General features: G+C 60.7%; 9 protein-coding genes. 3 read left to right on the top strand and 6 right to left on the bottom strand.

Features of this window, described 5'->3' with window-relative positions; all coding sequences use genetic code 11:
• Positions 1–167 precede the first annotated feature (167 nt).
• Positions 168–863, top strand: coding sequence for a pirin family protein (locus AC07OJ_RS02790; protein WP_106803916.1), 696 nt, complete (start codon positions 168–170; stop codon positions 861–863).
• 66 nt (positions 864–929) lie between these two features.
• On the opposite strand, the gene pgm is transcribed toward AC07OJ_RS02790, so the two are convergent.
• From pgm to AC07OJ_RS02770, 4 genes are all read right to left on the bottom strand, one after another.
• Positions 930–2,573 carry a phosphoglucomutase (alpha-D-glucose-1,6-bisphosphate-dependent) gene (gene pgm, locus AC07OJ_RS02785; protein ID WP_120448547.1) on the bottom strand — a complete coding sequence of 548 codons (1,644 nt, stop codon included), beginning with the start codon at positions 2,571–2,573 and terminating at the stop codon, positions 930–932.
• Between the two features lie 104 nt (positions 2,574–2,677).
• Positions 2,678–4,084: an aminotransferase-like domain-containing protein gene (locus AC07OJ_RS02780; protein WP_495093876.1), complete on the bottom strand. Its 1,407-nt coding sequence runs from the start codon at positions 4,082–4,084 to the stop codon at positions 2,678–2,680.
• Positions 4,081–5,505: a hypothetical protein gene (locus tag AC07OJ_RS02775; RefSeq protein ID WP_495093875.1), complete on the bottom strand. Its 1,425-nt coding sequence runs from the start codon at positions 5,503–5,505 to the stop codon at positions 4,081–4,083. The genes AC07OJ_RS02780 and AC07OJ_RS02775 overlap by 4 nt, the downstream gene beginning before the upstream one ends.
• Positions 5,506–6,210: 705 nt before the next feature.
• The gene (locus tag AC07OJ_RS02770; protein ID WP_016975808.1) at positions 6,211–7,233 is read right to left on the bottom strand and encodes a zinc-dependent alcohol dehydrogenase family protein; all 1,023 of its coding nucleotides are present in this window, start codon (positions 7,231–7,233) and stop codon (positions 6,211–6,213) included.
• A 247-nt stretch (positions 7,234–7,480) separates the two neighbouring features.
• Between AC07OJ_RS02770 and AC07OJ_RS02765 the strand changes: the two genes are divergently transcribed.
• Positions 7,481–8,395, top strand: coding sequence for a LysR family transcriptional regulator (locus tag AC07OJ_RS02765; protein WP_120448544.1), 915 nt, complete (start codon positions 7,481–7,483; stop codon positions 8,393–8,395).
• A 326-nt stretch (positions 8,396–8,721) separates the two neighbouring features.
• Here AC07OJ_RS02765 and AC07OJ_RS02760 read toward each other — a convergent pair whose 3' ends face one another.
• The gene (locus tag AC07OJ_RS02760; RefSeq protein ID WP_495093874.1) at positions 8,722–9,504 is read right to left on the bottom strand and encodes an NAD(P)H-dependent oxidoreductase; all 783 of its coding nucleotides are present in this window, start codon (positions 9,502–9,504) and stop codon (positions 8,722–8,724) included.
• Between the two features lie 99 nt (positions 9,505–9,603).
• On the opposite strand from AC07OJ_RS02760, the gene AC07OJ_RS02755 reads away from it, so the two are divergent.
• Positions 9,604–10,500 carry a LysR substrate-binding domain-containing protein gene (locus AC07OJ_RS02755; RefSeq protein ID WP_495093873.1) on the top strand — a complete coding sequence of 299 codons (897 nt, stop codon included), beginning with the start codon at positions 9,604–9,606 and terminating at the stop codon, positions 10,498–10,500.
• Here AC07OJ_RS02755 and AC07OJ_RS02750 read toward each other — a convergent pair.
• Positions 10,472–10,981, bottom strand: coding sequence for an SRPBCC family protein (locus AC07OJ_RS02750; RefSeq protein WP_495093872.1), 510 nt, complete (start codon positions 10,979–10,981; stop codon positions 10,472–10,474). The two genes, AC07OJ_RS02755 and AC07OJ_RS02750, sit on opposite strands and share 29 nt — an antisense overlap.
• Between the last annotated feature and the right edge of the window lie 14 nt (positions 10,982–10,995).

The raw sequence follows: 10,995 nt of genomic DNA, 5'->3' as shown, positions 1-10,995 counted from the left end.
ATTGCCGTTCAGTTCCACCGATTGCTTTGCCGTCATGCAGTTAGGCGATGAACTGAAAGTACAAACGCCGGCTACCAATCTAATCGACTGATAGGAATCAGGCATTTTTTACGCTTTTTATCGATTATGCCCTGCTGGATCATAGGCGCCATCAACAGGAGACGATCATGCTTGAACTTCGACCTTTTACCACCTTGGGCGGCGCCCACCACGGCTGGCTCGATGCCCATCATCATTTTTCATTTGCTGAATACCATGATCCCAAACGCATGCACTGGGGCAACCTGCGGGTGTGGAACGACGACATCATCGCCCCTGGCACCGGCTTCCCGCAGCACCCGCACCGGGACATGGAAATCATCACTTATGTGCGTGAAGGTGCCATCAGCCACGCCGACAACCTGGGCAACAAAGGCCGCACCGAGGCCGGTGACGTACAGGTGATGAGTGCCGGCACCGGGATCGCCCACAGCGAATACAACCTGGAAGCGACACCCACCAAGATCTTCCAGATCTGGATTATCCCGAACGAGGCCGGTTTGCCGCCGTCGTGGGGCGCCAAGCCGTTCCCCAAGGGTGATCGAGAAGGCTTTGTCACACTGGCCAGCGGCAAGGCCGGAGACAGCGAAAGCCTGCGCATTCGCGCCGATGCACGCCTGGTAGCGGCCAATCTGAAGGCTGGGGAAACTGCGCAATACCGCCTGGACCACGGGCGTCGGGCGTATCTGGTGCCGGCGACGGGCGTGATTGAAGTCAATGGCTTGCGTGCGCAAGCGCGAGACGGGGTTGCCGTGGAAGATGAGCAGATGTTGCACGTGACGGCAATTGAAGACAGCGAGATCGTGTTAGTCGACCTCGCTTGAGCCGTGGCTTGCCGGCGATGGCGGTCTTGCGAGCGCTATCACCGGCGAGCCGGCGCCTATAGCGGGTTATTCGCTGATGGCGCCGTCAACCAACACTTGTGCCTCTTCTACCAGCTGCTTGAGGTGATCTTCGCCGATAAAGCTCTCGGCGTAGATCTTGTAGATGTCCTCGGTGCCGGACGGACGCGCGGCGAACCAGCCGTTTTCGGTCATCACTTTCAAGCCGCCAATCGCCTGGTTGTTGCCCGGCGCATGGCTGAGGATCTGCTGGATGCTTTCGCCGGCCAGTTCGGTGGAGGTCACCTGCTCCGGCGACAGCTTGCCCAACAGGGCCTTTTGCGCCGGCGTCGCCTTGGCGTCGACGCGAATGGCGAAGGGTTCGCCCAGGGCATCCGTCAATCCACGGTAGATCTGGCTCGGGTCCTGGCCTTTGCGCGAGGTCATTTCTGCCGCCAGCAGCGCCGGGATCAAACCGTCCTTGTCGGTGCTCCACACTGTGCCGTCCTTGCGCAGGAACGAGGCACCGGCGCTTTCTTCACCGCCAAAGCCCAGCGAACCCTCGAACAGCCCATCGGCGAACCACTTGAAGCCCACCGGCACTTCGTACAGGCGTCGACCGATGCGGGCCGCCACGCGGTCAATCAGGCCGCTGCTGACCACGGTCTTGCCCACGGCCGCGTCGGCACGCCAGTCGGGACGGTTCTGGAACAGGTAGTCGATCGACACCGCGAGGTAGTTGTTGGGCGCCAACAGGCCGCCGGACGGGGTCACGATGCCGTGGCGGTCGTGGTCCGGGTCGCAGGCGAAGGCAACGTCGAAGCGCTCCTTGAGGCCGATCAGGCCTTGCATGGCGTAGCTGGAGGACGGGTCCATGCGGATCTGGCCATCCCAGTCGACGCTCATGAAGCGGAACGTCGAATCGACTTCGGTGTTCACCACGTCCAGGTTCAGGCGGTAATGCTCGGCAATCGCCGACCAGTAGCGCACCCCTGCTCCGCCCAGCGGGTCCACGCCCAGGCGCAGGCCGGCGCTGCGGATGGCGTCCATGTCGATCACATTGACCAGGTCAGCCACGTAGCTATTGAGGTAATCATGGCGATGGGTGGTGTCCGCCTTGAGGGCCTGCGCGTGGGTGATGCGCTTGACGCCAGCCAGCTTGTTCGCCAGCAGTTCGTTGGCCTTGGCTTCGATCCACTTGGTGACGTGGGTATCAGCCGGGCCACCATTGGGCGGGTTGTACTTGTAGCCGCCGCTTTGCGGCGGGTTGTGCGACGGCGTGATCACGATGCCGTCGGCCAGGCCGCTGGTACGGCCGCGGTTGTAGCAGATGATGGCGTGGGAAATCGCCGGCGTTGGTGTGTATTCATCACCTTCGGCCAGCATCACGTGCACGCCGTTGGCGGCCAGCACTTCCAGGGCACTGGCGCCGGCTGGCGTCGACAGTGCGTGAGTATCCAGGCCGACAAACAGCGGGCCGTTAATGCCCTGGGCTTCGCGATACAGGCAGATGGCCTGGCTGATGGCGAGCACGTGCCATTCGTTGAAGCTCAGGTCGAACGAGCAGCCCCGGTGCCCGGAGGTACCAAAGGCCACGCGCTGGGTGGAGATTGCTGCATCAGGCTGGCCGGTGTAATAGGCCGTGACCAGTCGCGGGATATCCACCAGCAACTGGGCTGGCGCCGGCTTGCCCGCAAAAGGACTGATTGTCATGCATGAACCTCGGAAAGAAGGAATCGGAAAAGTCGCAGTTTACTGAGTGTTCGACTGCTGCGCGACGGTATCGATCCTACAGCATCAAGAGAAAATTCACGTATTCACCCCATCTGTGCCTGCCGCAGCGCGTCGCTCAATGCAGCCAGGGCAATATCCAGGTTGGTTTGCCCTTCAAAGGTATGGCTGATGCGCAGGTGCTGGCGATGCAGGCCGCTGACACTGAACAGTTCACCCGGGGCCATCACCACGTGTTCAGTCAGCAGGCGCTGGAACACCTGGCGCATGTCGACCGGCCGGGTGCAGCCCAGCCAGAACGTCGCCCCGGCGGAGGGCGCGCGGTAAGTCACCTGGTCCCCCAGGTGCTGGTCCAGGCGCTGGCCCATTTCGGCGGCCTGCTCGCGCAATTGCTGGCGCAGTGCGCGCAAGTGCTGATCGATCCGGCCGCTCTGGTACAGGCGCGCAATGGCACGCTGGCGGATCGACGACAAGCGAAATGAACGCAGCAGAAACTGACGCTGCAATTCACTGCTCATGCGCCGGGACAGCAGATAGCCAAAGGGGGCCTCCGCGCCCAGGACCTTCTCGAACGAAGAAAACACGATCAACCGTTCGGGGTTCACCAACTCTCGCAGGGGCGCTTGCGACCCCTTGAAACCCAGCTCGCCGAAGGTGTCGTTCTCCAGCAGCCAGCAGCCGTATTGCTCGAGCAACTGCGCGACGCCCAGGCGTTCGCTGATCGACATCGCCACCCCCGAGGGCATGCTGACCGCCGAGGACAGCAACACCAGGTGCACAGGCTCATCACGTAACAGTTGATCGAGGGTCGCCATGTCCAGGTGTCCGTCGGGCGTCCAGGGCAGCTCGATGAGGTGCACCCCGGCATCCTGGAACAGACGCAGGATCAGCCAATCACACGGTGACTCCACAATCACCGTGGTGCCCCGCAGGCCCAGCACCTCGATCAGAATGTCCAACACCCCGCGCAGATCCGCACCGATATACACCTCGTCGGCGTGCCAGCAGCGCGTGGGCGATGTGGTGTAGCGCGCCGCCAACGCCGCGCGCAACTCCCACACGCCGCACGGCTGCGACCACGGCTGCAACGGATGCGGATAGTGACGCACCAACTCGCGCTCCAATCGCAACAAGCTGCTATCCAGGGATGCCAGCAACGCCGGCTCATCGCCGCTGAGCACCAGCATGCCGGGGCGACGGGCCGCCGCGTAGAGCCGATCGAGCAAATCGCCGCCGGCACAGGCCGACGGGCTCACCGACAGCGGCCAGGCGTAATAGCCCGATTTCGCCACCGAATAGACCCTGCCCTCCTTCTCCAACAGCGAATATGCGTATTGGATCGTCGAGATCGATACGTTCAGGCGCCCGGCCAGTTGGCGCAAGGACGGCAGTTTTACCCGGGCATCGGTACTGACCTGGTTGATCAGGCTGATCATGTAGCGATAGACCGCCTGATACGCGAAGTCAGCCTGCCGCTCGCCGCGCAGGCTCATTGACCGGACAATTGCAGGGCCTGCGCAGGGTTGCGGGCCGTTGCGCGGGCGCCGCGCGGTTTACTGCCCGTAATGACCATCGGCCGTTTCTGGTACAGATGCAGCAACAACGGCAGCGGCAAGCCACTGGTATCCACCACCCACTGCTGCAGCATGTCGGCGCAGGGCTTGCCTTGCAGCAGTTTGTGCAGCTCAGGCAGGGCCACCAACATGCCGGGATGGCACTGGCGCAAATAGCATTCGAGCCGTTCGCCATGATGGATAAACGGCGAAAACAACAGGCAATTCAGCTGGGTTTCATCCAGGCCGAAAAACTGGTTGGCCTGGGTGGCCGACAAGGTGCGGCCATCACCGGTGCAAGCCTCGGCGAACATCGCCTCGCTCAGGTGCAGGCGGCGCATGAACGGAGCCACCTGCTGGATAAAGCCTTCGACGCCCATTTCGTAGTCCAGCGCGCGCAGGCACTCGGCCTGCAACCCACGCAGGTGGGCCATCAGCAAGGGATGGGAAAAGGCCGGATGGCTGAAATGAAAGCCCAGGGCGTCAGGGGTGTGGGCCATGAACTCGGTGAGCAAGGACGACGACCGGGGGTCGACGCCATCGAGCAGGTCGGCAATGCCGATGTACGCCAAGTGGCGGTGGCCGGCGAGACTGGGCGTGACGCGCGGCGCATGTTCTTCGCCGTACAGGTCGTCGTAGTAAGCGGTGCTCCATTCTTCCATGCGCGCGAACAAGCCGTTGAGCGACTGCGGCCAGGCTTTGGGGGTGGCGACACCGGTGCCCAGCGCGGTTTTCTTCAGCCAGGCAAGCAAGTGGCTCTGTTTGCGTGGCGAATCGCCACTGACCAGCGCATGCACACCGCCGCGCCAGGTGCTGGCCCGCTGGTAGAAATCCCCCAAGGCCAGGTAGGTGTCATTGCTCAGCGCCGCGCGACAGTCTCCGGCGGTCATGTGCCCCACCATCACCCGATTGCGCTGGCTGATTTCGCGCCCGGCGGCATTGGCCGGGCGAAGGTGGTTGAAGGGGTGAACGTCGTGGTTTTCCACCATCAACAACTCCACGCGCGGGTCGTCGTGGAGAAACAGGCGGCTGTAGCCTCGATTGAGGGTGTCGAGCCTGCTCTCGGTCATGCCGGGGTAGCGCAGGGTCGCGACCCGCAAGTGAAAGGTACGCGGGGCCCGGCCGGCAATACTCAGTTGCGCAGCGCGCAGCAGCGCCAGGGTGTAGCTGCTGACCTCGCCGCCGCCGTGGGCAATCAGCACCTTGTAATCCCCCACCTGTTCCATGCCACCCGCCGCGACCACGATACGCTGGATCAACAATTGAAGTGCAGTACGTTCAGCGCGATTAAAGTGCCCGATCAAGCGTTGCAGAACTTGCTGGTAAACATACGTCATGGCTTGTTCGTGAATAGTGCTCATCATTCTACTACCTGAGTTGAAATATCAGTTTCAAGCAACTGCTGACAGTGTTTGCTTGAGCTATTGCGCAGATAAGAAGTTCGCCCGCCGTCAGGTGCACTGATGAATAGACACTAGCACCGCGCAACAAAACGACACGGATCTCCTCGGGCATGGCTCACGGCTGGAAAACGCACAGCCAGCCTTTATTGCTGGGCCGAAGCGCGCCGAGGCGGCCATCCTAGGACTATTCCGACGCCCTCCTACGCACCTTTATCCAACAACTTGAAGAAACATCCGACAAATTGATTCAAGCAACTTCCGGCTGTCCACACTGTGAACTTCCCCTGCAAGTAAGTGCTCGCCCTGCACCACGTCTCGGCTGCGCGATGAGTTCGAAGCCCTCGCGGATGACGCATCAAATAGTCAATCATTGCTCAGTCCTTGAGATGAAAGTGAAGGGCAATTATCAGCGCTGGAATAATGATTAATAGATACAGAAGCTGGCCGAAAACCAGTGCAGATAGGCAACGCCGCAGGCGTTAATGACGCGCACACAACAACGCCGCGCTGGAATTCAACGCGGCGTCAGGGGGAAAGCCAGGAATCAGGGGCTCAAATGCAGGGAGGTCAACTTGAAGCCTGCGCGGCTTCAGCCCTGTCAAATGGCGCATTTGCCCCATGCGCCAGTGGTCAGGAACACTCGTTTGCGAATATTCCTACGCCTTAAACAGCTTCAACCTGCAGTGCCACACGCTCGCGGCACGGGCATTCGTCCATGTAGCGGTGTGCTTCCACGAACTGATTGAATGGAAACACCGTGGTTTTCAGCGGTACCAGCACGCGGTCAGCAGTCAGCTGGTTGATATCCCGCAAGGCGCGCTGCAAGGCGACCTGGTCCTGGATGATGCCCAGCTCAGGCTTGCCGGTGAAGTTACCGATGCAGTGCACAAAGAACTGAATGTTCTTCTGGAACGCCGCGCAGGCCGGGAATGGCGTCTGGTTGCCACCTTGCAGGCCATAGAGCACCAGGCTGCCACGTGGCGCCAGCACATCACCGAGCAGCGACATCTGCGGGCCGCCCAAGCCATCGAACACCACGTCCACGCCGCGGTTGTCGGTGAACTTGTTGATCTGCATCAGCAGGTCCTGTTCTTCGGTGACGATAACTTTCTCCGCACCGAGGGACAGCAGGTATTCGCGCTCTTCGCTGTCCTTGGTCGCGGCAATCACCCGCACACCCAGGGCTTTACCCAGTTGCACAAAGGAAGGGCCAGCGCAGTGGCTGGCGTCCGTCACCAGGGCAAACTGCCCGGGCTTGACGCGTGCCAGGTCCACATACGCAAAGTAGGCGATCAGCAGCGGCGTGTAGTGCACGCTGGCTTCTATGGGGCTCAAGACATCCGGGTAGCGGGTCAGGGCCGAACGGGGCAGGACGATCTGTTCGCCATACACCGGGTAATCATTGGGGCTCTCGGCCGGAAAACTGGCGACTTTATCGCCGACGGCCAAGTCATCCACGCCATCGCCTACGGCAACCACGACACCGGCCATCTCATGACCAAGGCCGGACGGCAGGCGTGCATGGGAAGACGCCAGGTTCTGGCGCCACAGAATGTCATACCAGCTGATGCCAATCGCTTCGACACGCACCTGCACTTCGCCCGGTGCGGGCTGCGCGGCTGCATGCTCTTCGCATTTGAGCACCTCGGCCGGACCAAACTTGTGAAAACGGATCGTGCGGGACATCGCAAACCTCGTCAAAGTAACCTCTAATGCCATGAACTCTATCTGGGCTTTCCAGGTAAGACCACCGGTCGCCGTTAATAGTCGACATGTCTGTTATTGATTCCGCAACTGAGGAATTGACCTCAAGTATCGTAGGAAAACTCAATTATCCTGTGCAGAGTACCAGCCTTTCCCCGTAAGATTCATGCCGGTCATTGTTCCTATGTGGCCGCTCTCGTCAAGTTTGCTGACTCTTCCAGGACACAAGATGAACCGTAACGACCTGCGTCGTGTCGACCTTAACCTCTTGATCGTATTCGAAACCTTGATGCATGAGCGCAGTGTGACCCGCGCTGCCGAGAAATTGTTCCTTGGCCAGCCGGCGATCAGCGCGGCATTGTCGCGCCTGCGTGGGCTGTTCGATGACCCGCTGTTCGTACGCACCGGCCGCAGCATGGAGCCGTCGGCCCGCGCGGTCGAAATCTTCGCCCTGCTCTCCCCGGCCCTGGACTCGATTTCCACCGCCGTCAGCCGCGCCGCCGAGTTCGACCCGGCGACCAGCACCGCCGTTTTCCGTATCGGCCTGTCCGATGACGTCGAATTCGCCCTGCTGCCCCAACTGCTCAAGCGCCTGCGCGCCGAAGCCCCCGGCATCGTGCTGGTGGTGCGCCGCGTCAACTACATCCTGATGCCCGGCCTGCTCGCTTCCGGCGAAATCTCGATTGGCGTCAGCTACACCGCCGACCTGCCGGCCAACGCCAAGCGCAAAGTCCTGCGCCGCAGCCTGCCGAAACTGCTGCGCGCCGACAGCGTGCCGGGCTCCCTGAGCCTGGACGACTTCTGCGCCCGCCCCCACGCGCTGGTGTCGTTTGCCGGCGACTTGAGCGGGTTCATCGACGAAGAACTGGAAAAGCTCGACCGCAAGCGCCACGTAGTGCTCGCCGTGCCGCAGTTCAACGGCCTGGGCACCTTGCTCTCAGGCACCGACATCGTCGCCATCGTCCCCGACTACGCCGCCGAAGCCCTGACCGCCGCCGGCGGCCTGCGCGCCGAAGAGCCGCCGTTGCCGGTGCGCTCGTTTGAACTGCACATGGCATGGCGAGGGTCGCAGGATAATGATCCGGGGGAGCGGTGGTTGCGGTCGCGGATTCAGATGTTCTTTGGCGACCCTGAGAGTCTTTAGGGGTCGTCTGGCAGGCTGTTCGGCTGATCATTTCTGCCATTCGCCAAACCATGGAGCTCCATCCACTTCCAGTGCATTGCTACATCGGGGGCAAATCTGAGGGCATGCTTTGGATGGTTTGAAAAGGATGCCCCCAGCCTGTGGTCCCACAGCCCCTTCTCGGAAAAGTTATACGCTACCGCTCCCAAACCGCCGTCGAGCGCTATCCGACCACATCAGCTTATCGCCTACTATCTTCTGACCCCCTATGAAATTTTTTGGTGCAAGTCGTCGGAGGTTGCGTAGCTGTTTAAATATCCAATTGTTCGTAGGTCAGTCAGCGTCGATCAGGTGAAGTCGTCAGCCGCCTGGTCGTGGCCTTGCCCCGCCCGTGGGTTCCACTGAAAACCCGACCGGGCCAATACCCCGGGCTTGAGACGCTGATCCTCGTCATAATCTTCGTGCGGATGGAAAAACAGCGGTTTGGCTCTATCGATCGAGCGCAACACCTGCTCGTACCCGACCAGGTAAGCTTTGCGCTGTTGTTCAGACACATTTCCCGGCATCCAGGCAACGTAGGGTGGCAGCACGTCAAACCCCAGGTAGCGGAATATCCCGTTGTGGATCGGCCAGAGAAGGTGGGTCATACAGCCGTCGATCCCGTCGGGCTGATACAGGCTTTCGGCGGTGCCGGTGGTGACGCAGACCATGGCTTTGCGGCCTTTGAACTTGCCGTTGTCGTATTTCTCACCGGACGCGTACGCAAAGCCACGAGTCATGGTGCGGTCAACCCAGCCTTTCAGCACGGCTGGCATTGAGAACCACCAGATCGGAAACTGGAAAATCAACAGATCACACCAGAGCACCTTCGCCTGCTCCTGTTCCACATCAAAGGTCGGTTGGCCTTGGGAGAACATGTGTTCCTGTTCAGCGGGGAGGTTCAGAAATTCTGCGTTTACACGCGGCGTGGTGATATCCGCGCCATCCAGGGGCGCCTTCCATTCCAGCGCGTACAAATCACTCACTTGAACCTTATGCCCCTGGGCCGTCAGGGTTTCACTCGCCAGGTCTTTCAGTGCACCATTGAAAGACCGAGGTTCCGGATGGGCATATACAATCAGGACATTCATCTGCATTTCCTCAGGGCCAATGACGCCTTTGATTCTTATGCCTGACCTGGGGTATGACAAATCATCGTTTATCGCCTCATGAAAGAGAAAAACTGCGCCATGAAACCTGATATCCCCCTCAAGTCCCTCGCCTGCTTCGACGCAGTAATGCGCACCGGCAGTGCCGTCCTGGCTGCCGAGCAGATGTTTGTGACTCCAGGAGCCGTGACGCAGCAGATCCGTAAGCTTGAAGGTTGGCTGGGCGTGTCGTTGTTCACTCGCACCGTGCGCAAGCTGAATCCTACTCAGGAAGCGTTGGCCTACTGGCAACAGGTGCAACCCGCACTTCAGACGTTGGAGAACGCCAGCCTTGCGCTGCGTCATCGACACGCCCAGGAAGTGCGTCTCAGCCTGCCTCCTGCCTTTGCCAATTCATGGTTCGCTCGGCGTATGCCGACACTCACTCGCCAGCACACTCAACTCAAGCTGCACCTGAGTGCGAGCACGGATCTGGTTGACGTCAGCCACGATGGATTTGACCTTGCCGTACGCCATTGCGATGGGCAGGTTCGAGGGTTGGTGGCCGAGTTGTTGCTGGCGGATGAGGTCCGGGTGTATTGCAGCCCGCTGTATCGCGAGCGCCTGCAATTACACTCGCTCGCCGACCTTACGCGCACGACGCCGCTCTACACGACATCGCATGCGCATTGGCCCGCGTGGCTCGCACAGCTCGGCATGGTCGATGCACAAATGGCAACCGGCCTGCGTTTCGACCAGCCCGAACTCGCCATCGATGCGGCGCGGCGTGGTCAGGGGGTGGTGCTGACCAGTCCTTGGCTGGTCGAAGAGGCCCTGGAGCAAGGGCAACTGGAGCAGGTGTTCGAAGCAACCCTGTCCGTCAACAAGGGCTACTACCTGGTTCACAGTGCTAGCGCGCCCTTGCGTACACCCGTCGAGCAACTCCGACAGTGGTTATTGCAATCCGCGCTTATTGGCGCGCCTCACGTGCAGCCCTGACCAATCCATCCAACCAGTCCTGATGGCCATTGATCATTGGGTTTGGCCGAGCCAGGGCCAGTTCTACTGCCGGCTTACCCTTCTGGGTTTCCTGGGTAAGGATGCGCACGCGCCCCAGCGACAGATCCTCTATCAGCCACGCATGGTGCACATCCAGGCGGGTATCGCCCTCGCCCGCCCAACCGTGCCAGGCAATCCGCCCTGGTTGGCCATCAGTCGGCGGGACGAATTCATTGCACTGCGCCTCGACCGGGAATCCGAAGGTCTCAAAGTAGAAGCGCATCCCGTCTTGTAGCTCAGGACCCGGGCCGTCATGCAAGCGCACATTAGCCGAGTTGGCGTAATAGCTCGGCCATTGCGACGCGTGGCTCAACAACGGCCAGATATCGGTGGCGGCGAGGCCGGCGACGATGATTTCATTGGAGACAAAATTCTCGGTGAAGCCCGGCAGGTAGCCTTGCGGCCAGATGATCTCTTTCATGCTCAGCACTCAGT

It is taken from the genome of Pseudomonas sp. GW821-FHT09C08 (assembly GCF_059418125.1).
Note: the sequence above shows the minus strand (reverse complement) of the source record. Positions and strands in the feature narration are given on the sequence as shown.